This window comes from Vibrio sp. SCSIO 43097 (assembly GCF_023650755.1).
Lineage (GTDB): Bacteria > Pseudomonadota > Gammaproteobacteria > Enterobacterales > Vibrionaceae > Vibrio > Vibrio alginolyticus.
In genome coordinates this window covers 3102643-3123363 of sequence record NZ_CP071840.1, presented here as the reverse complement: position 1 = coordinate 3123363, position 20721 = coordinate 3102643, and the positions used below count along the sequence as shown (strand labels likewise).

General features: G+C 45.3%; 17 protein-coding genes. 8 read left to right on the top strand and 9 right to left on the bottom strand.

What is annotated here, in order from left to right:
* Window positions 1-53: 53 nt before the first annotated feature.
* Window positions 54-2015: a 2',3'-cyclic-nucleotide 2'-phosphodiesterase gene (gene cpdB / locus J4N40_RS14970; protein WP_085569689.1), complete on the bottom strand. Its 1962-nt coding sequence runs from the start codon at window positions 2013-2015 to the stop codon at window positions 54-56.
* A 275-nt stretch (window positions 2016-2290) separates the two neighbouring features.
* Between cpdB and cobA the strand changes: the two genes are divergently transcribed.
* The 5 genes from cobA (at window position 2291) to cysC (ending at window position 8200) form a co-directional block, all read left to right on the top strand.
* Window positions 2291-3166 (top strand): uroporphyrinogen-III C-methyltransferase, encoded by an 876-nt coding sequence (gene cobA / locus J4N40_RS14965; RefSeq protein ID WP_031780800.1) that lies wholly within the window; start codon window positions 2291-2293, stop codon window positions 3164-3166.
* A gap of 59 nt (window positions 3167-3225) precedes the next feature.
* The gene (gene cysD / locus J4N40_RS14960) at window positions 3226-4134 is read left to right on the top strand and encodes a sulfate adenylyltransferase subunit CysD (protein ID WP_005379592.1); all 909 of its coding nucleotides are present in this window, start codon (window positions 3226-3228) and stop codon (window positions 4132-4134) included.
* Window positions 4135-4152: 18 nt separating this feature from the next.
* Complete coding sequence (cysN, locus tag J4N40_RS14955) at window positions 4153-5583, top strand: sulfate adenylyltransferase subunit CysN (protein WP_017633444.1); 1431 nt, start codon at window positions 4153-4155, stop codon at window positions 5581-5583.
* 250 nt (window positions 5584-5833) lie between these two features.
* Window positions 5834-7558 carry an SLC13 family permease gene (locus tag J4N40_RS14950; RefSeq protein WP_005379596.1) on the top strand — a complete coding sequence of 575 codons (1725 nt, stop codon included), beginning with the start codon at window positions 5834-5836 and terminating at the stop codon, window positions 7556-7558.
* Window positions 7559-7582: 24 nt separating this feature from the next.
* Window positions 7583-8200 (top strand): adenylyl-sulfate kinase, encoded by a 618-nt coding sequence (cysC, locus tag J4N40_RS14945; protein WP_005379598.1) that lies wholly within the window; start codon window positions 7583-7585, stop codon window positions 8198-8200.
* A gap of 89 nt (window positions 8201-8289) precedes the next feature.
* Here cysC and J4N40_RS14940 read toward each other — a convergent pair whose 3' ends face one another.
* The 7 genes from J4N40_RS14940 to J4N40_RS14910 form a co-directional block, all read right to left on the bottom strand.
* The gene (locus J4N40_RS14940) at window positions 8290-9195 is read right to left on the bottom strand and encodes a TIGR03899 family protein (protein ID WP_005379599.1); all 906 of its coding nucleotides are present in this window, start codon (window positions 9193-9195) and stop codon (window positions 8290-8292) included.
* 322 nt (window positions 9196-9517) lie between these two features.
* Window positions 9518-10012: a DUF3299 domain-containing protein gene (locus J4N40_RS14935; RefSeq protein ID WP_005379600.1), complete on the bottom strand. Its 495-nt coding sequence runs from the start codon at window positions 10010-10012 to the stop codon at window positions 9518-9520.
* Between the two features lie 4 nt (window positions 10013-10016).
* Entirely contained in the window at window positions 10017-11276 is a 1260-nt protein-coding gene (locus J4N40_RS14930; RefSeq protein WP_250654299.1) for an ABC transporter permease, read from the bottom strand.
* Window positions 11273-12001, bottom strand: a complete 729-nt coding sequence (locus J4N40_RS14925) for an ABC transporter ATP-binding protein (RefSeq protein WP_017820286.1) — start codon at window positions 11999-12001, stop codon at window positions 11273-11275. The genes J4N40_RS14930 and J4N40_RS14925 overlap by 4 nt, the downstream gene beginning before the upstream one ends.
* A gap of 52 nt (window positions 12002-12053) precedes the next feature.
* Window positions 12054-12707 (bottom strand): zinc uptake protein ZrgA, encoded by a 654-nt coding sequence (gene zrgA / locus J4N40_RS14920; RefSeq protein ID WP_017820285.1) that lies wholly within the window; start codon window positions 12705-12707, stop codon window positions 12054-12056.
* Window positions 12708-12840: 133 nt separating this feature from the next.
* Window positions 12841-13140 carry a DUF2607 family protein gene (locus J4N40_RS14915; protein WP_005379608.1) on the bottom strand — a complete coding sequence of 100 codons (300 nt, stop codon included), beginning with the start codon at window positions 13138-13140 and terminating at the stop codon, window positions 12841-12843.
* 227 nt (window positions 13141-13367) lie between these two features.
* Entirely contained in the window at window positions 13368-13919 is a 552-nt protein-coding gene (locus tag J4N40_RS14910) for a YtfJ family protein (protein ID WP_005379610.1), read from the bottom strand.
* Between the two features lie 215 nt (window positions 13920-14134).
* On the opposite strand from J4N40_RS14910, the gene J4N40_RS14905 reads away from it, so the two are divergent.
* Window positions 14135-14335: a DUF1107 domain-containing protein gene (locus J4N40_RS14905; RefSeq protein ID WP_005379612.1), complete on the top strand. Its 201-nt coding sequence runs from the start codon at window positions 14135-14137 to the stop codon at window positions 14333-14335.
* 70 nt (window positions 14336-14405) lie between these two features.
* On the opposite strand, the gene msrA is transcribed toward J4N40_RS14905, so the two are convergent.
* Complete coding sequence (gene msrA, locus J4N40_RS14900) at window positions 14406-15044, bottom strand: peptide-methionine (S)-S-oxide reductase MsrA (protein ID WP_017633451.1); 639 nt, start codon at window positions 15042-15044, stop codon at window positions 14406-14408.
* 167 nt (window positions 15045-15211) lie between these two features.
* Between msrA and tamA the strand changes: the two genes are divergently transcribed.
* Together tamA and tamB are read left to right on the top strand one after the other, a co-directional pair.
* Window positions 15212-16924: an autotransporter assembly complex protein TamA gene (tamA, locus tag J4N40_RS14895; RefSeq protein WP_149191998.1), complete on the top strand. Its 1713-nt coding sequence runs from the start codon at window positions 15212-15214 to the stop codon at window positions 16922-16924.
* A complete protein-coding gene (tamB, locus tag J4N40_RS14890; protein ID WP_250654298.1) occupies window positions 16921-20685 on the top strand; it encodes an autotransporter assembly complex protein TamB in 3765 nt (1254 codons plus the stop codon). The genes tamA and tamB overlap by 4 nt, the downstream gene beginning before the upstream one ends.
* Window positions 20686-20721: the final 36 nt, after the last annotated feature.

Sequence of the window (20721 nt, the reverse complement as noted above, 5' to 3'; positions counted from 1 at the left end):
GATAACAAAAAAGCGGCTCATGAGAGCCGCTTAGTGTTGCTGTCAAATCAACCTTATTTATTCAGATCGATTTGATAAATTGCGAAACCAATGTCGTCTGTTGACACGCGTTTCATTGGGTATTGTCCTTTCTCTTTGATGAACTGCGCCGCTTTATCGCTAGGGGAGGTTTCGAAACGAATATCTAGCTTGTTATCGGACTTAATCGGTGCGAAAGACCAGTTGTTGTCAGCGCTTGGTGTCACTTCTCCTTTTTCTTCACTCACGCGAGAAATATAAGTGGCGACGACAGAGCGGTTTTCATCTGGTGCGTCAAATGCAATGAAATCTGGGCCTGTACCAGGGAAAGTATTGCTATATGCACGGTAGTTATTGGTTGCGATGATGAAATCTTGCTTCGGATTGACAGGCTTACCATTGAACGTCAGATTCACAATGCGCTGAGAATCTGGATTAATCACTTTACAATCCGCATCGTACTTCGGCGGTTGGGTAACGTCGATTTGGTAGTTAACCCCATCAATAACATCGAAGTTGTACGTACGGAAATTATCCCAATCAATCAAAGATTGCGGTTTAGGATTGTTGATGTCGATGTGGTTGAATTGACCCGCACTGCACTCTAGCCATTCGCGAACTTCTTTACCTTTCACTTTCATCGCAACCAAGGTGTTTGGATATAAGTAAAGATCGGCCGCATTACGAAAGGTGAGCTGACCGGATTCTACTTCTGTAAAGTTATTCGGATCGTTCTTACGACCGCCGACTTTAAATGGTGCTGCCGCACTCAGTACTGGAATGTCAGAAAGGTCTGGGTCGCCTTGAATAAAGCGTTCTACGTAGTCTTTCTGAGCAAGGTTAACGATTTGAATGGTGGGGTCGTCCTGCACTAATGCCAAGAAGCTGTACATGACATCATTTGCTTTGCCGATTGGTTGGTTTACAAATTCACGAGTGCCTTTGTGATCTTCTTCTAACGCTTTCACAATATCTTCATCGGCTTTAGCTAATGACTTCTTATTTACTTTATCGAAGATAGGGCGTGCTTCTGCTTGGCCTTCGACGACTTGCCATCTGCCGTCTTTCTCTTTCAGCATCAAATCCATCACACCTACGTGACTTCCCCAGCGGCCCGGCATCACGGACGTTACACCATTGATGGTCCCTTTATCTATATCAACACCAGGTAGGTTTGCGAAGTCTTTCCCTGGGAAGACGGCGTGAGAGTGGCCAAAAGCAATCGCATCAATACCTTCAACTTCTGTGAGGTAGTAAACAGAGTTTTCTGCGCCTAGCTTGTATGGATCAGTAGAAATGCCCGAGTGTGGAATCGCCACAATCACGTCTGCGCCTTCTTTCTTCATTTGAGGAATCAGTTTCTCTGCTGTTTCCTTAATGTCTTTAGCAAAGACTTTGCCTTCTAAGTTCTTCTTATCCCAGACCATAATTTGTGGTGGTACAAAGCCGATGTAACCCACTTTTATTTGATGCGCTTCGCCGTTTGTGTCTTTAAAAGTGTGAGTTTTGATGAGGTAAGGTTTGAAGTAATGCTCACCGGTTTGTTTATCAAATACGTTTGCGTTGATGTAAGGGAAGTTTGCCCCCTTCAACGTCTTTTGTAGAAAATCTAAGCCATAGTTGAACTCATGATTGCCAATATTGCCCACATCGTAGTCTAGCTGGTTCATCGCTTTGTAGACTGGGTGCACGTCGCCGGGATTAATCCCCTTTGCCGCCATGTAATCGCCCATTGGGCTGCCCTGAATTAAATCACCGTTATCAACTAGTACCGTGTTTTCTGCCTCGGACTTAGCTTGTTTCACTATTGTTGCTGCGCGACTTAAACCGATTTGCTGTGATGGTTGGTCTTTGTAGTAATCGTAATCCATCACGTTGGTGTGAATGTCGGTGGTTTCGATAATACGAAGCTTGATGGTATCGGCCATTGCTGGGCCAGCAAGCGTTAGCATGCCACTTAATACTGCGAGGGAAATAGGATGAACTGCCACTTTCATTTGGTGCTCCAATTCAATGATAAGGGGAAATCGTACTGCGTAATGTATCAAACACAGGTGCAACTTGATGATAAAGATACAGAAAACTGTGAACATTAATCAGTTTACTGAACCTTATCCATATTAACCGCCGACTTTTGCACGCTTTTGAATGAGACCAAACAAAAACTTCTTAGCAGATTTTTGAATAAAAAATGAAATTTTAGAATTTCAGGTAATATAAACGCCCCGCCATAATGCTTGCATAACGATATCAATGGACGATGAGCAAGCACATGGCAACGAACGATTCAGTCACTTCTTTTCCTAAACCAAAGCCCCGGTTAGTTTCTGACAACCCAGTCGCTGGTGTTACTCGTTTTGCAAAGCAATCGCTACAGCCTGGTGAAGTCGCCTTAGTCGGTGCAGGACCAGGCGATCCTGAACTTCTGACGGTGAAAGCACTGAACTGCTTGCAGCAAGCTGACGTGGTTTTGTACGACTACTTGGTGTCTGAAGAAATCATGGCATTGATTCCAAGCGATACGATTTTGGTGTGCGTTGGGAAGCGAGCTGGGCATCACAGTGTGCCGCAGGAGAAGACGAATCAGCTTTTGGTGGATTTTGCCAAGCAGGGCTACAAAGTAGTGCGCATTAAAGGTGGGGATCCGTTTGTATTCGGTCGTGGTGGTGAAGAGTTAGAAGTGCTTGCTGATGCCGGCGTTCGTTTTCAAGTTGTCCCTGGCATTACCGCAGCAGCTGGCGCAACCGCTTATGCTGGTATTCCACTGACTCATCGTGATTATGCGCAATCGGCCATCTTTGTGACTGGCCACTTGAAAGAAGAAAGTGATGAGATGGATTGGTCCACGTTGGCGCGTGGGAATCAGACTTTAGTGATCTACATGGGGCTGATGAAATCACACTATATTCAGAATCAACTCATTAAGCATGGTCGTTCAGCGTCGACTCCGATTGCCATTATTGAGCGTGGCACGCAGATTCAACAAAAAGTATTTACGGGAGAACTCTCCCAACTCTCTGATTTATCGAAGGAAGCACAGTCGCCATCTTTGATTGTTGTCGGAGAGGTAGTGCGACTGTCTCAAAAGTTAGACTGGTTTTTGTCTAGTACTGAATTCAACAAAAGTGCTATTGCCAACTCCATATAATTTCAGACCAAAGATTAGAGACGTAATGCGCCTTCAAGCTTAAAAAGGAAATACAAAACATGGACCAACAACGTTTAACTCACCTTAAACAACTCGAAGCGGAGAGTATCCACATCATCCGTGAAGTTGCGGCTGAGTTTGATAACCCAGTCATGATGTATTCGATTGGTAAAGACTCATCAGTGATGCTGCACCTAGCGCGTAAAGCTTTTTACCCAGGTAAGATTCCATTTCCATTGCTGCATGTCGACACCGATTGGAAGTTCCGCGAGATGATTGAATTTCGTGATCGCACCGCGGCCAAATACGGTTTTGAGCTTTTGGTACATAAGAATCCAGAAGGTCTAGCCATGGGCTGTAGTCCGTTTGTTCATGGTTCTTCTAAGCACACTGACATCATGAAGACTCAAGGCTTAAAACAAGCGCTGAACAAGTACGGTTTTGATGCAGCCTTTGGTGGCGCGCGCCGCGATGAAGAGAAATCACGGGCGAAAGAGCGCGTGTATTCATTCCGCGATAAGAACCATACATGGGACCCTAAAAACCAACGTCCTGAGCTATGGAAGACGTACAACGGTCAGGTTAATAAGGGTGAGAGCATTCGTGTATTCCCACTGTCTAACTGGACTGAGCTTGATATCTGGCAATACATCTATTTAGAAAACATCGAGATCGTGCCGCTTTACCTCGCGGACAAACGCCCAGTTGTTGAACGCGATGGCATGCTGATCATGGTTGATGATGATCGTATGGAGCTTCAACCGGGTGAAGTGATTGAAGAGAAGAGTGTGCGCTTCCGTACCCTTGGTTGTTATCCATTGACTGGGGCTATCGAGTCTGAAGCAAACACTTTAACTGGCATTATCGAAGAGATGCTGGTGGCAACGTCGAGTGAGCGCCAAGGCCGAGCGATCGACCACGATCAGTCAGGATCGATGGAGCTTAAGAAACGTCAAGGTTACTTCTAAAGGATCTAAGGAAAGATAATGAACAGTGCAGTTGAAGCTCAATTAGCCGAGCTTGGTATCGAAGGCTATTTAACACAACACCAGTACAAGTCGTTACTTAGATTCTTGACTTGTGGCTCGGTGGATGACGGTAAAAGTACATTAATCGGTCGCTTACTCCATGACTCAAAACAAATTTATGAAGATCAGCTAGCGGCAGTGCATTCAGACAGCCAACGTGTGGGTACCACGGGTGAAAAGCCCGACCTTGCGTTGTTGGTCGATGGCTTACAAGCTGAGCGAGAGCAGGGGATCACGATTGATGTGGCTTACCGCTATTTCTCGACGCAGAAACGTAAATTCATCATTGCAGATACTCCTGGACACGAGCAGTACACACGTAACATGGCTACAGGCGCATCGACATGTGACTTAGCTGTGATTCTGGTTGATGCACGTAAGGGCATTCTCGATCAAACTCGTCGTCACTCTTTCATTTCCAACCTGTTGGGTTTGAAGCACTTTGTTGTGGCGATCAACAAGATGGACTTAGTGGATTACTCCCAAGAGCGCTTTGAAGAGATCCGCGATGAGTATCTGAAGTTCTCTGAGAATCTGACAGGGGATATTGATATTCAAATCATCCCGATCTCAGCGCTTGAAGGGGACAATGTGGTGGATAAAGGCCAAAACCTGACTTGGTTTAAAGGCCCATCATTGCTTGAGCTTCTTGAAACGGTCGATGTGGATCAAGAAAAAGGCGCGGGTGAATTCCGCTTCCCTGTGCAATACGTTAATCGTCCTAACCTCGATTTCCGTGGTTTTGCGGGGACCATTTCTTCTGGTTCGATCAAAGTCGGTGATGCCATTAAAGCTTTGCCATCGGGTAAAACGTCAACTGTGGCACGTATTGTGACCTTTGATGGTGATATCGAAGAAGCTCGTGCCGGATTAGCTGTCACTCTGACGCTAAGCGATGAGATCGATATTAGCCGTGGCGATTTGATTGTTCTAGATAATGCTCAAGTGGAAACCACAAACCATTTGCTTGCCGATGTGGTGTGGATGACAGAGCAACCCCTGCAACCGGGTCGTGACTATGACATCAAAATCGCAGGTAAGAAAACCGTAGGTCATGTTGAAGCGATTCGTCATCAATATGACATTAATAATCTCTCGACTCATAGCTCGGCAGAGCTGCCATTGAATGGTATTGGTTTGTGTGAATGGTCTCTTAATGAGTCAGTCGCGCTGGACAATTATCAAGACTGTGCAGATACCGGTGGCTTTATCATTATCGATCGTCTGACAAACGTGACGGTTGGTGCTGGCATGGTTAAAGAGAGCCTCGCCGTGGTTGAGCGCGATTTGACGGACATCTCTGCGTTTGAAGTTGAGCTTAATGCGCTTGTCCGTAAACACTTCCCACACTGGGAAGCAAAAGACGTCAGCCAGTTTCTGAAAAAGTAACTGGCTCACCCAAGTACGATAATTTCAGGCACTGTTTGCTGTTGTACTTGGGGTGTCGCTACCTAACTGAATTGCGAAATGTCGTTAGGTATTCTCCTAATACCAGAATGCTTCGGTGGAGCCCAAGAAACCGAGCATTCTGATGTTCTTTTCGCTTGCGCTGATTTTTGTCTGTTTGCTCGTTTGTCGGTGATTCATGGATAAATGAGTCGTTGTTGTGCCCTTTAGGGCTATTTGGTAAGGAAAGGCTATGTGGGAACAAGGGTTTGTGTTAGCGATTTTGCTTGGCATTATCACTTGCTTGCTTGTCACGAAAATTAAGCCTAGTTATGTCTTTGCGGGTGCCGCTTTTATTGCATTCATGGCTGGGATGATGGATTCAGCCACTATCGCATCCAATTTTACCAACTCTTCATTGTTAACCCTGGTTCTATTGATTCTTGCATCCTGTGCTCTAGAAAAAACACTGCTGATCAGTTGGGTGAGCCGAAGTATCTCTGAGGGCCAGTTAGGCAGCGTGATTGCTAAGCTCGGTGTATCGACCGCCTTGCTTTCTTCATTTACGAATAATACCGCTGTGGTTGTCTCATTGATTGGGGCGATTAAGCGTAATCAGCAGCATGCACCTTCGAAATTACTTATCCCATTGTCTTACGCCGCCATTTTTGGTGGCACGTTAACTTTGATTGGTACGTCGACTAACTTAATCATCAACAGCTTTGTTGAAGACGCAGGCTTACCGAGCCTGAGCTTTTTTACACCTACGATGATAGGTTTGGCTGTGCTGGTGGGAGGGATGCTGATTCTTATCCCGCTCAGCTACTTGCTACCGAATTATGATGATCAAAACCAAGAAGATTTACCTTACTTTCTTGAGTCTCGCGTTGAGCCTGGATCACCGCTAGTTGGGCGTACGATCAGCGAGAATAATTTACGTGCGCTGCGCAAACTGTTTCTTGCAGAAGTGGTGCGCGATGGTGTTACTGTTTCTTCTGTGGGACCGGATTTTGTGCTCAATGCAAAAGACCGCCTGTTATTTTGTGGCGATGTTGAGAGCGTCGCGACCCTGCAAGAAATTCCGGGCCTCAAGTTGTTTGGTCAGCAGCACTTAAATGGGCAAAACTTTATCGAAGTTGTGGTGAGCTCGTCGGCGACATTTTGCTACAAAACCCTCAAAGAGAGCCGATTCCGCGACCGATTCGATGCCGTTGTTGTGGCGATTCGCCGAGGCCACGAACGCCTAGAAGGTGGCTTGGGTAGCATTACCTTAGCGCCTGGGGACACGTTAGTTCTGGTTCCAGGCAAGCGTTTTGAGTCTGAACGCCGAGCTCATCGTAAAGAGTTTGTTTTAGTGCATGACTTGGACTCTAGCGCTCGGCTTGATACGAATAAGTCTTCTATTGTATTACTGGGCTTTGCAGCCGTAATTGGATGCGCTCTATTAGAGTTAGTACCGATTATTAAAGGTCTAGCTGCGTACCTTATCGCGCTTATTGCGTTTGGTATTGTGCAGATTTCAGAACTGCGCCGCCGTTTTCCGATCGATATCGTCGTGATTGTCGGTTCCGCTTTGTCTATTGCTCAACTGATGATCTCTTCTGGATTGTCAGAAAGAATGGGAGTGATGTTTATTGAAGCGTTTAATGGCTGGGGAGTATTTGGTGCCTTGGTGGCGACTTATATCATGACATTGGTACTCACTGAATTGGTGACAAACAATGCCGCGGCTGCGCTTTCTTTTCCTATCGGCTATAGCATGGCGGTGGGTTATGGCGTGGATCCGATGCCATTCATCATGGCGGTTTTGTTCGGCGCGAGTGCGAGCTTTATCTCTCCCTACGGTTACCAAACTAACCTGCTGGTGTACAGCGTAGGAAATTACAAATTGACCGACTACGTGAGAATTGGAGTGCCAATTTCGATTGTGTACTCTGTATTAGTACTTACTTTGATCCCGGTCTTTTTCCCGTTTTAATTCCGATATTTACAAGGATACGTTATGACTGCCGAAACGACGGTAAAAGATGAAAACATTGTTTGGCACCAGCATTCGGTTGATAAACAGTTTCGTGCTGAATTAAAGAAGCAAAAACCTGCCGTATTGTGGTTCACTGGTTTATCTGGAGCGGGTAAATCAACCGTAGCAGGGGCGTTGGAAAATCGCCTTGCAGCATTGGGTTACCACACCTATTTATTGGATGGTGACAATGTACGGCATGGTTTGTGTAGCGATTTAGGTTTTTCTGAACAGGACCGTCGCGAGAACATTCGTCGCATTGGTGAACTGGCGAAGTTGATGGCAGATGCGGGTTTAATTGTTCTGTCGGCGTTTATTTCACCGCATCGTGCAGAGCGGAAGTTAGTGCGCGATTTATTGCCAGAAGGCGAGTTTATCGAAGTGTATGTCAATGCATCTCTAGAGGTTTGCGAAGGTCGAGATCCTAAGGGTTTATACCGTAAAGCCCGTGCGGGAGAGATTCCTAATTTCACTGGTATTGATTCGGAATATCAAGCGCCAGAGAACCCTGAAATCGATTTGCCCGCGGGAGAAAAGAGTGTCGATGAGCTGGTGGATTTGTGCTTAATCGATCTTAAACAACGCGGTGTGATCCGATAAAAAAGCATTTAGATCATAGGTGACCTAAAGCTCTTTGAGCAGCTGGAGAAGTATTTGGATCATAGGTGATCAAATGCTTCTCAAGCTGGCTAGACGGTATGATGAACCGTACTTTTAGCTTCACTATGGACACTAAACCTATGATTTAACAGTGCAAGCATCTGATCGTAGTATTCGGCATGTGGTTTGTTTCCGAGTAAGGTACAGAGCTCATTACCTGTCGGTGTGAAGCGGTAATATAAAAGGCGGACACCTTTACTGTTTACGTTCAGTGACAAGTTTTTACCTTGGTAGGTGAGGACCAACGGTGTCTCGATACTAATTTCGCCAGATTCAAGTTCGGCACTGTGCAGCAGCCCTAATTCAATTAAGAGCAACAAGCTTGAATACGGCAGTTGAAAACTTCCCATATTTAGGCTGTTAGCGACGTCTCGCTTGCCGAAGCTAAATATGCCTCCTTGGGCTTTGTAACCAATCAGCAGTTTTCTGCTGTGATCCCCTCCAAAACTGCACGCTAAAGAGGCGGCTCTTTGCAGAGTTTGTGCTTCCTTTGGTGACATATCCTTGAGGGTTTTCAACGCTTTCATGGACGTTGAACCCGGATTGGTCACTTCACGCTTCATCACTTGAGCCCATAGCTTTTGCATCGCGCTGTTATGGATGTCTTGAGCCATCTCAAAAAATCGATGCAACCAATCTTGGTCTGGCTCTCCCGCTGTCTCATCTCGGCATGAACTGTGCGCTAATTTTAAAATCTGTTCTAAGTTTTTTTGTCGCTGTTCTTGGCGTCTTTGCTCTCGCAATTGGGCTCTTTCAAACGCAGATTTGGCTGGCGGTTCGGTTTGCAGTAAGGCGTCAAGACCGTGTATTTGGGCTATGGTTTTTACCTTACTAGCACTGTCTTTTATGTAGCCTTGTTTCTTTTCTTGTTGCGTATTTTTTTTTGTGTCTGACTGATGTTCGATGACAACAGGTTGCTTTGTCGGGTCTGCCATTCGTTTTCCTACCAAGAACTGCGCGGTTCGCACGTTTAAATTTACACCTTATCTGACCAAGCGACCAGACAGGAGTTCTCAGTTTTTGAACGAATAGGGCTATTCAAAATGATAATGAGTTGTTAAAATTGTTATCGTTATTTTGGAGGGGCTATGAAGTTCTCAGAAGCAGGTAAACTCAAAAAGCACCTGTCGATAGCGTTTCTTTTGGTTATTTATGTGGGCGTATTAGCGTATTTATCTCGTTATATCGTGTAGCACAAAGCTAAAAAAGGCGCCAGTGTGACGCCTTAGGTGTAGCGAGGCTTATCGACGACTTAAATTACATATCGTCGTAGGCTTCTATTTCTGATCCCTCAATAACGTAAGCCGTTTCTGCCAGTTCGTGGTTTATCGTCTCGGTTTTCAACGTTCCAACCACATATATGACATCCCACAACTCTTGAACAGGCGCGCCTTTCGGAAACTTCACGTAAATGATCTGGTTTGGAGGCGGTGGTGGCACGTGAATACAAGCTCCAAAATATGGCACCAATAAAAATTCAGTGACGGTATCGGCATCACCTTCAAGTGGGATAACAAACCCTGGAATTTTAACTTGGCTTCCGTTCAGTTCTGGTCGAACGTTACCAATCTTGGACTGCTGGGCTGCACCACCACTGTGATCAGATGCGGGCATGCCTATACTGTCGAACAATTTACGCTCTTTTTCTGGAACAAGGTCAATCCAGTCAAGCTTCAATGGTTCTTCGCTGGCCATAACAGGCGCTGTGAATGCGACGACCAGCAAGCAACTTGCGAGTATTTTTTTCCACATTTTATTAAATCCTTATTGTCATTCCGTCACTCAGTGACTGTCGGTAGGCGCGGAGTGCGGGAATGAAACCAATCACAATACCAGCGCATTGTACGAAACCTAATAGCATCCACTCATAAGTAGATAAGATGCTTAAGGTGAGATGTATTCCATAGTGCTGTTGGATGATCGGCTGCGCGATAGCAAGAATGGCATACAGCCCAGTAACGCCAGTAATAATACCAGCAGCAGTAAGCAAGCTGGCTTCACTAATTAAGAGTGAGAAAACATGACGAGGCCTTGCTCCCATGGCACGCAAAATCGCCATTTCACGGCGGCGTTCCTGTAGGCTAGTTAATAGACTGCTTAACATACCTAACAACCCTGCGATCACGACAAAACCAGATACTGCCATTAGGGCTTGCTCTGCAACCGACATCATTCCCCATAACTCATGCAACGCAACGCCGGGCATAATGGCGCTGAGCGGCTCTTTGGGGTAGGTGTTAATTTGTCTTTGCAGGGCGAAAGTTTGAATACGAGATTTCAAACCAACGAGCATAGCGGTAATTTGTTTGGGCTGAAAGTCTCTGTTTTTGAGATCTTGTGCCTTGGGTGTCGGGCCCAAACGCGCACCACTTTCCCATCCGACGTGAATGGCTTCGATGGCTTCCAATGATACATGGACAGTTTTGTCGACTGGTGTTCCTGTAGGTGCAAGGATACCGACAACTTTAAATGGCAGATTGTCATGACGGCTAAAGCCAACGTCGCTAATGCCGTGGGCAATGATGATTTCGCTACCGATATCATAACCAAGTTGTTTAGCGACATCAGAACCTAGCACGGTTTCAAATAAACCATGGAATTCTCTACCCTTGCTAAATGTTAGTGGTTGCTTACTTCCAAACTTGTAATGCTCAAAGTAACTGTGATTGGTTCCCATAACTCGGAAGCCTTTATGCGAGTCGCCAAGCGAGATTGGAGTAGCCCAATCGACTGAACGATGATTGGCAAACTCTTGGTAGCTTTTCCAATCGATGTTGTTGGTCGCATTACCAATACGAAACACAGAATAGAGCAATAGGTTCACTTGCCCAGAGCGTCCACCAATAATGAGGTCAGTGCCTGAAATTGTATTAGCGAAGCTATCCTTGGCTTGAGTTCGGATACGCTCGACGCCCAAGAGGAGTACCACTGAAATCGCAACGGTCATGATGGTTAGAATTGCCGTCGCTTTGCGGTTCATCAAGCTTTTCCAGGCGAGCTTTACAACAGCACTCATGATATGGCTCCTAGGCTAGATACTTGATTAATGTCGGGTAGATTGAGCGTGCGATCGAATAAGGGTTCGAGTGTTGGGTCGTGGCTAACGAATACCAGTGTGGCATTGGCTTGATTCGCTTGCTCCATAAGGAGCTCAATAAATGCTTTGCGATTGTCATAGTCTAAAGCTGAGGTTGGTTCGTCAGCGATCACTAACTCTGGATGTCCTATCAGAGCTCGAGCCGCAGCCACACGTTGTTGTTGACCAATACTCAATTCAGAGACAGGGCGTGTATGAAGCTCGTTTGGCAGGTGCAGTCGTTCTAGTAGGGCCTGAGCCTGTTCATTTAACGTTTGAGATGAGGCACCTAAATGGGCACGGTCACGTCGTATTTTACTGAACTGACATGGCAATAATACGTTTTCAAGTACATTAAGGTACGGCAATAAATTGAACTGTTGAAAGATGTAGCCAATATGATTGGCGCGAAAGCGGTCTCTCTGACTGGCACTTAAACTAGCAAGGTCAGTATCGAGTACAGATAGAGAGCCTGAAGTTAATGTGTTAATCCCCGTCAACAAAGCGAGCAAGGTCGATTTACCGCAGCCACTTGGACCTTTGATAAACACATGCTCGCCTTGTGTAATGTGTAATTTAGGGATGTGGATGGTTGCGTTGATTGAACCGGGCCAGAAAAATTGGGCATCCTCTAGCTCGACAACATTTGGTGTGGTTTCAGTCATATTAAATCACCAAAGCTTTGGCGTGTAAGTAGGTACTTACACGCCACTCGTGTTATTTGATTACGATTTGGGTGTTATCTTTGCTTAATTTAATTGCTGATTGCATGGTATCAGTGAATATATTGACGCTGATGGACTCTGTAGTTGGGAACTGGTTAAACCAATCGGTTTGGATTTGGCTAAGCTGATTAACTTGTTCGCAACTGAAGCGATATTGCACCGAAAATTCACCGTGACCGCCATGATCGTGCGCCTCATCATGATCGTCATGGTGGTCATGTTTATCATGATGTTCATTATGATCATGGTGTTCGTGCCCTTCATGATCGTGATGTGCATGGTCATCATGGTCGTGCTCACTATGATCATGTTCCTCATGAGTTTCGCTTAGGTTGTGGCTCACGTAAGCTTCTTCAACATTACAATCAGCTTGTGAGTTAATAGCGAACAATGCGTTGCTGTCTTCGAGTGTAGCGACGGCTTGTTTAAGCGCTTGCTCTTGTTGCGCGTTTTCTGGAGCATGTTCGAAACCCACAACATCAGCTCCAGGAGCTGTGATCTCTACTAACAGATCTTTGCCATCTTGGGCGATATTAAACTCGACGTGACCATGCACATGAGCACCATGCTGGCGGTATTCGTTTGCATTCGCTGCTGTCGATAAAGTGAGGCCAATAGCAAGGGCTAAAACGTGTTTTGATGACATTGTATTTTTCCTAATTTTACTGGCATTAACCAAAGGCGGTATTGCTCAGATTCGAGTTTCACTAAGTTATTGTTCCTGACACACTAGGTGCGGAAATGAACTCAATAATTTTGAGTGTGGAATAGTTTGGAAATTAAGCAAAATAAGGAGGGGCACGAGCAGCGCCAAGAACTTCTTCGCCGTACACGAGATGCAAAAAAACATGATGATGCTGGGCGCGCGTAAAAGTCGGTGTAGAGAGGGTAGGTTGTACCTTTGCTATACCGTGCTGAACACCAGAAAATAATTGGCAATGATGATGGGTATGATGGTCGGGCGTCAGATCGACTTGATGAAGTACAACCGCAAAGTTCCAAGCGATCAGCAACGCAACACTGAAAAATAAAGCAGTGCGATACCAATATCTTAGTGTTTTTTGCTGGTGGTGGTACATCTGAGCTCCTCTTACCGACTGTTATAATATAACACCCATAATGAATAAAAGTTCACTCTTTTGTTGGCTAGCAGAAAAATTTAACTCCACACATACGTGCCGAAAAATATTGGTAATACTCTCTGATGGAAGTGTCGCACTTATAAAGAGCAGAGTTATCACTGCCCATGCTTCTAATCAAATTCATATAGCTCCTTACAACAAGAGCAAGGAGCCATTCAATGAAGCTAGATGTTCTGTTTAATAAGCTCAATGACTTTTGTTATCTCATCTTGCTCAAGTGCGCCCTCTTTGACGAACAGAATTTTGCCCGTTTTGTCTTGAACAATAATGGCCGAACTTTCTTCTTTCAGGTCCCAAGTATTAGCAACTACGCCATTTTCATCAAGAACCATGGATGACCAAGGAAACTCTTTTTTACTGTCTTGAGCTGAAGACTTCACGAAAGAGCCTGTCCCCCAAATTGCATCATCTTGGTTGATGATAGTCGTCGTCTGGTAGCTTTCTTGTGGAAAATTTGCCGCTGTTATTGCTGACATTAAAGGGGCATTCATCTCTTTTGAACTGCTACGGCCTGCAATGGCTTGAATGACACGAACTTTGCCTTGCATATGTTGAGTTGCCCAGGGTTGGTATGCAACGCCTTCGCCTTGTAAAACAATCTCGCCGTAAGCGGCAACATTGACAGGAGGAACGCTTTTTCCCACTGACAAGTTGTGTGCAAAGGTCAAGCTTGGCGTTAAGGCCAGTAATAGAGGTAGGAGAGTCTTAGTTTTCATATTGTTATATTCCGTACGAGGTTTGGAAGCTTCCAGTATATATCCAGATCCTAGAAATTTGTAGGACCGTTGATAACATTTATTTAACGTATGGAGTGGTGTAATCTTGCGTTATATTTAGAATTTGCTAAAATGAGTTCCGTCGCAAATTGCGCATTAAGATTGCAGAGGAAAAATAAGCAATCCGTGTTTTCTCAAAGGAATTGAGGTGAGTTATGCTACGTGAGTTTGCTGTATATCGACCATTACAAGTGGCCCGTTTTGTTAAAACGTTGTTCAAAGGTCAATTTTTTATTGTTGGGGTTGGCTGTTTTCAGTTCGACAATGGCAAAGTGTTACTACCTGACGTCAACGATCATAAAAGGCTCACCATCTTTAAAGAAGTCAACCAAGTGATAGCATCATTATCGGCTTAGTTAGCTTGGTACCCACTTAGATTTAGAAAAGAGCGACCATATCGGTCGCTCTTTTTGTTGCTGGCTAGGTTTATCCTTGGAGGCTTGGTGGGAAGCAAACTCCCGTTCCTCCGATACCACAGTAACCATCAGGGTTTTTCGCCAAATATTGCTGGTGGTAGGTTTCCGCAAAGTAATACGGACCTGCTGGTTGTATTTCGGTGGTGATGTTCGCGCGTTGCTCTTCTTGCAGTGCTTGCTGATACAAGAGTTTCGATTTCTCTGCGCTCTCGAGCTGCTCCGTCGAATAAGTGTAAATTGCAGAACGATATTGAGTACCTAAGTCGTTACCTTGACGCATTCCCTGAGTTGGGTCGTGTTTTTCCCAAAAAACAGCCAGTAGCTTTTCTAATGAGATGACGCGTTCATCGAAAACGACTCGAACGACTTCTGTATGACCCGTTTTACCCGTACAGACTTCTTCATACGTGGGATTGGGTGTGTAACCCCCAGCGTAACCGACCGAAGTAGATACAACGCCGTCGAGTTGCCAAAATACGCGCTCAGCGCCCCAAAAACAGCCCATTCCGAGCAAGATCTGCTGTTGGTGTGACGTCAGAGGCGCCTTTAGGTTAGATTTATTTACAAAATGATGATCGTCAATCTGCATTGGTTGATCTCTACCTGGCAAGGCATCTTCTATACTGATCAATGTTTGTTTGTTGAGCATGGTATTTGTCCTTCAATACGTGTCTTAAATTTGCGAACTTTTTCATTTCGTCTGTATCTGATGCTGTGATGACATAGACCGCGTTAAACCTATTAATATTACAGACTTAGAATCTAATTGGCGTTATCATTATTTACGTTTACTTAACCTCATTCAGCCATAAAAGCATGATAAAAAAAGCTCTCCCCACCATTGTTGGCCTGTTTGCCTTTTCTCATGGTGCCTATGCCGATGTTTCTTTGACTTTGAAAGGCATTGATGGCGCTTTAGAAGAGAATGTCAGTGTGTATCTATCATCTATTCCAGAGAAGGATTACTCCACTTCTCTGCGTTTTCAAGCGAGATTAGATCAAAGTATCACTGAAGCGCTTAACGCGCTTGGGTATTATCATGCAAAAATTTCATACTCTATTCCTGAAGCGAATGATGAGTTAATTGTGCTCATCAAGCCGGGCTTGCCAGTGAAAGTGAAAGTCATGGATGTGGTCATCACTGGAGAGGCCAAGGACGATGAAGAATTTGCAAAACTTATTGAGCGCTCTCCGCTCAAAGTTGGCCAAGTTTTGAATCAAGGCCAATACGACAGCCTTAAGTCAGGCATTCGTAACTTGGCGCTTCAGCGTGGTTACTTCAATGGTGAGTTTACGCTAAGCCGATTAGAGGTTATCCCTGATCTGAACGAAGCTAATGTCCGTTTGCACTACAGCAGTGGAATACGTTTCAATTTTGGCGACGTTTCTTTTATTGGCAACCACATCTGGGAAGACCGTGTCGCATCACTACAACCTTTTAAAGAAGGGGACCCATACAACGTTTCGAAGCTGGGCGAGTTTAACCAGAAGCTATCAAATACGGAGTGGTTTTCCTCAGTTTTTGTTGAGCCTGAATTGGATAGGCTTGATGATGGCCGAGACTTGCCAATTAAAGTGTCTTTATCTCCTGCTTCTAAGAATCAGATCGAGACGGGTATTGGTTACTCAACGGATGTCGGCGTTCGAGGAACGTTGAAGTGGAAGAAACCTTGGGTGAGCTCCCGAGGACACAGTTTCAACACTGCTTTATCCCTATCTAAGCCAGAGCAAACCGTGACTGCTTCTTACAAAATTCCTTTAGAAGATGTCGCTAACGATTATTATCAAGTTCAATATGGGCTTAAAAATCTAGACAACCGTGACACGCAGAGTATCGAGTCTAACCTTGCAGTGGAACGTCATTGGTTAGCAGACGGTGGTTGGCATAATACCGTTTATGTTCGTCATTTGTACGAGAGCTTTACGCAAGGTTTACAAGATGATGAATTCAACTTCGTACTTCCAGGTGCGACATTTTCTCGGACTAGGGTTCGAGGGGGCAATATGCCAATGTGGGGAGACAAGCAAAGCATCACTATTGAGTATGGTGATACCGCTATGCTTTCTGAAACTAGAGTGCTCCGCTTAATTGGCTCGACTTCTTGGATTCGTGGTATTGGAGAGAATCATCGTGGTTTGTTCCGCTTAGAAGGTGGTGCGAATATTACCGATGAACTTGAAAAACTATCACCGTCGCTGCGTTTCTTCGCTGGTGGTGACAATAATATTCGTGGTTACGGCTATGAATCTATTTCACCTGTGGATGAGAGTGGTGCTTTGACGGGTGGTAAATACATTGTTAGCAGTACATTAGAATACCAATATCGTGTTTATGGAAACTGGTGGGCTGCAACGTTTTACGATATTGGTGATGCGTTTAATGAAACACCAGATTGGAAATCAGGTGCTGGTGTTGGTATCCGCTGGGCGTCTCCGGTGGGCCCTGTTAGTTTTGATTTTGCATGGGGGTTGGATGCAAAACCAGAACGAGAGTTTCGTATCCACTTTTCATTGGGGCCTGAGCTATGATCAAAATGATGTTTAAGTGGACCAAATGGCTGTCGCTCAGTTTGATTGGTCTATTGCTGTTGCTCATCATTATTGTCGCGACAGTTTTATTTACCCACCCAGGCCTCAAATTTGCCTTGTGGGGAGCTGAAAAAGCACTACCACAATTGCAGATTGAAAAAGTGCAGGGTTCATTGTTTCCTCGCTTCGAACTGCATAACGTCAGTTTTGTCGATGAGTCTTTGAATATCGACGCCAACGTCGAGCGTTTAGCATTGGCAGTGAACTTCCGCTGTTTCTTTGACCCTAAGGTCTGTGTCGATGAGTTAAGACTGCAGGGGCTTGACTTTAAGATGCCAGAGCTACCGCCAGCAAGCGAGGAGCAAGAGGAAACACCACCACTGCGTTCTATCAGTACGCCAGTGCCAATTTTTGTTAATAAAGTCAGCTTTAATGATATCAATGTCAATGTGCTGGGCAATCAAATTGATTGGCAAACATTCTCGACCGCTTTGTCGATGCAAGGCGATCGTTTGGTGATCGCACCTACCGCGTTGAAAGACATTAATGTGGCTTTAGCACCAAGTGAGGCTGAACCTGAAGCGGCTGCCGAGGAGCCGAAAGAAACTGACGTTACGCCGCAAGATATTGTGTTACCCGAAGTATGGATTCCACTGACGGTTGAAGCGCGTCGTCTTGATATTCACAATTTCAAACTGGCGGGTGAAACGCCAGTGATCGTCAATCATCTTGGTTTGGTTGCAAGAGCAGGCGGTGAACGTGTTGATGTCAAAACGTTAGAGCTCGACATGCCAGAAGTGGAAGGCAAGTTGAGCACACAAGTGACGCTTTCTTCTGATTACCCTATCAAAGCGCAATTGGACGCGTTAGTGAAGCAAGCGGATGCGAAGGGACAAAAACTGTCGCTTTCGGTCTCGGGTTCGGTTGGTGATTTGTCACTAAATGCTACGCTTTCTGAGCTTGTACAAGCGGAGATCAAAGGTGATATTCAACCGCTTAAAACGCAGTTACCGTTTGATGTCGCGATTAAAAATGTACAGGCGCAATGGCCGCTATTTGGACAAAGCGATTACCAGGTTTCTGTACCAAGCTTGGCGGCAAAAGGCTCACTTGATGGCTACGAAGTCGCATTAGAAACCAAAGCTTCGGGCAAAGATATTCCCGCCGTTGATGTCGCACTAAACGGCAAAGGTACGTTAGAGCAAATTGACCTCGAAAGCCTTGTAGTGAAAACCTTAGGGGGCGAACTCTCTGGGAAAGTCATGGCCAATTGGGCCGCGCCAATCAACTGGCAAGCTGACTTAAACCTGAAGAACATTCAACCAGGATTGCAGTGGAAAGAAGCCGAAGGGGATATCAGCGGTAATCTTTCGACTTCGGGGTCGTTAACAGAACAAGGCGGTTGGCAAGTCAGTTTGCCTAAGTTAGACATTGACGGCATTTTGCGAGGGTATCCGCTGAATGTTGAAGGGCAACTTGAAGCGTCTGATAAGAACGGCAAAGGCGAAGACATCCAACTTACCACTCAGGGTTTAGCGCTTTCTCATGGCCCGAACCAACTGAGTGCAAAGGGTAAGATCGATAAGCAAATTCTGATGGATGTTGAGGTTAACTTCCCTGATTTTGCAAAAAGTGTTCCGGACCTTGCAGGTAAAATGCAAGGTAAAGTCGCACTACGTGGTAGCTTGAAAGAACCAGACATCAATCTTGATCTCGCTTTAAATCAGATAAACTGGCAGCAACAGGCGAACGTAGAAACGATCACCTTAAAGGGTGATGTGAAGCCTCTGCCAGCACCAAAAGCGAACATAAGCCTAATTGCGAACAACATTACCTATGACGACATAAAAGTTGATAGTGCTGACCTTGAAGTCTCTGGGGATGAAAAACTGCATCAACTGACGCTCGATGTAGTGTCTGACCTGGTGTCGACCAGTTTAGAAATTGAAGGGACATTCCAGCAGAAACCAGAAATGATTTGGAATGGGGCGCTGCGCCGCTTGACGCTGAGCTCGCAACAAGGCCCGTGGGCGTTGCAAAAATCGACCGCGGTGAAGGTCAATATCGACAAACAGATCGCGAACGTTCAAGCGCATTGTTGGTTGCAAGCGGAGTCGAGCGTATGTCTAACCGAAGACATTAGTGTCGGTAAGAGTGGCCAGGCGAAGTTAGCCATCAATGATTTTGATTTTGACCAAATCAAACAATTCCTGCCGCCAGAAACCAAGCTGCAAGGCTCGGTTAATGCACAGGCTTTTGCTAAATGGGCACCAGAGAAAAAGCCTGAAGTAACCTTAAGTGTCAATATGCCAAAAGGCCAAGTTGAACAAGCGCTTGAACAGCCAATTAAAGTCGGTTGGGAAAGCTTCAACTTTAAAGCAGCATTAGCGAAAGACAAGCTTGATGCCGAGTGGCTATTTGATGTGAAAGATAACGGTGACTTGTCTGGTAAGGTTTCTTTACTGAATGTCTCGTCTGAAAAGCCCACTATTGATGGTAAGGTTTCACTCTCTACGTTCCACTTGGACTTCTTGGCACCGTTGATTGGTGAGTACAGCTTGTTTAAAGCAAACATGAATACTGACCTAGCGATATCAGGTGACGTTATGCATCCGAAGGTGAACGGTCAGTTCTTGATTGACCAAATGAAGCTACAGGGTGAAGTCACGCCGATAGATATAAACTCAGGGCAGGTCGTCATCAACTTTAAAGGTCATCAAGCGGACTTGGATGCTGGAATTTTAACCCCGGATGGTGAGTTGAACGTTACCGGTGATGCCGACTGGCAGGACTTACAGAACTGGCGCACTAAAGCGCGTGTATTTGCTAAAGAGCTCAATGTTGATTTGCCCCCAATGGTAAAAATCAAAGTTGAGCCTGACATGACAATAGATGTGACTCCTCAGCTTGCGAAAATTGAGGGTGATATTAATTTGCCATGGGGCAGAATTGTCGTCGAAGAGCTTCCACCAAGTGCGGTAGGCGTATCGAGTGATACCGTTATTCTCGATAAAAACTTGCAGCCAGTGGACGATGTGGCTGCGATGCCGTTTGATGTGGAAACGAACATCAACATTAAAATTGGTGATGACTTCCAACTTGCCGCTTTTGGTTTAAAAGGTGGGTTGAAAGGGAACCTAAACGTGACACAAAAAGACAAAGGTCCTTTCATCGTTGGTGAAGTGAATGTTGTCGACGGTTCTTATCGTTCGTTTGGTCAGGACTTATTGATTAAAGAAGGTAAGATTCTGATGAATGGTCCACCAGATCAACCTTACTTGTCTATCAAAGCGATTCGTAATCCAGACAATACCCAAGATGATGTCATTGCGGGGGTACAAGTGTCAGGCCCAGCATCTGATCCGAGTATAGAAATTTTCTCAGAGCCCGCGATGAACCAAGCCAATGCACTTTCTTATCTACTTCGTGGTCAAGATATTGATGGTGAAGCCGGTGGTAATGCAATGACGACTACCTTAATTGGTTTAAGCTTGGCGAAGAGTGGTCGTGTGGTTGGTGAAATCGGTGAAGCCTTTGGCGTACAGGATTTACAGTTGGACACTGCTGGGTCGGGCGATGATTCGCAAGTGACGGTGAGTGGTTATATTCTGCCAGGTTTGCAGGTGAAATATGGTGTCGGCATCTTTAACTCCCTAGGTGAGTTCACTGTGCGTTACCGATTGATGCAAGACTTGTATTTAGAAGCGGTATCTGGTGTAGATAGCGCCGTTGACCTACTCTATCAGTTTGAGTTCGATTAAAGTGCTTTAACCTAAGCATACACAGTCATGACTAAG

Bases quoted from the DNA above. Each gene is read 5' to 3' on its own strand.
- cpdB (WP_085569689.1), bottom strand. From the start codon at position 2,015: ATGAAAGTGGCAGTTCATCCTATTTCCCTCGCAGTATTAAGTGGCATG.
- cobA (WP_031780800.1), top strand. From the start codon at position 2,291: ATGGCAACGAACGATTCAGTCACTTCTTTTCCTAAACCAAAGCCCCGG.
- cysD (WP_005379592.1), top strand. From the start codon at position 3,226: ATGGACCAACAACGTTTAACTCACCTTAAACAACTCGAAGCGGAGAGT.
- cysN (WP_017633444.1), top strand. From the start codon at position 4,153: ATGAACAGTGCAGTTGAAGCTCAATTAGCCGAGCTTGGTATCGAAGGC.
- J4N40_RS14950 (WP_005379596.1), top strand. From the start codon at position 5,834: ATGTGGGAACAAGGGTTTGTGTTAGCGATTTTGCTTGGCATTATCACT.
- cysC (WP_005379598.1), top strand. From the start codon at position 7,583: ATGACTGCCGAAACGACGGTAAAAGATGAAAACATTGTTTGGCACCAG.
- J4N40_RS14940 (WP_005379599.1), bottom strand. From the start codon at position 9,195: ATGGCAGACCCGACAAAGCAACCTGTTGTCATCGAACATCAGTCAGAC.
- J4N40_RS14935 (WP_005379600.1), bottom strand. From the start codon at position 10,012: ATGTGGAAAAAAATACTCGCAAGTTGCTTGCTGGTCGTCGCATTCACA.
- J4N40_RS14930 (WP_250654299.1), bottom strand. From the start codon at position 11,276: ATGAGTGCTGTTGTAAAGCTCGCCTGGAAAAGCTTGATGAACCGCAAA.
- J4N40_RS14925 (WP_017820286.1), bottom strand. From the start codon at position 12,001: ATGACTGAAACCACACCAAATGTTGTCGAGCTAGAGGATGCCCAATTT.
- zrgA (WP_017820285.1), bottom strand. From the start codon at position 12,707: ATGTCATCAAAACACGTTTTAGCCCTTGCTATTGGCCTCACTTTATCG.
- J4N40_RS14915 (WP_005379608.1), bottom strand. From the start codon at position 13,140: ATGTACCACCACCAGCAAAAAACACTAAGATATTGGTATCGCACTGCT.
- J4N40_RS14910 (WP_005379610.1), bottom strand. From the start codon at position 13,919: ATGAAAACTAAGACTCTCCTACCTCTATTACTGGCCTTAACGCCAAGC.
- J4N40_RS14905 (WP_005379612.1), top strand. From the start codon at position 14,135: ATGCTACGTGAGTTTGCTGTATATCGACCATTACAAGTGGCCCGTTTT.
- msrA (WP_017633451.1), bottom strand. From the start codon at position 15,044: ATGCTCAACAAACAAACATTGATCAGTATAGAAGATGCCTTGCCAGGT.
- tamA (WP_149191998.1), top strand. From the start codon at position 15,212: ATGATAAAAAAAGCTCTCCCCACCATTGTTGGCCTGTTTGCCTTTTCT.
- tamB (WP_250654298.1), top strand. From the start codon at position 16,921: ATGATCAAAATGATGTTTAAGTGGACCAAATGGCTGTCGCTCAGTTTG.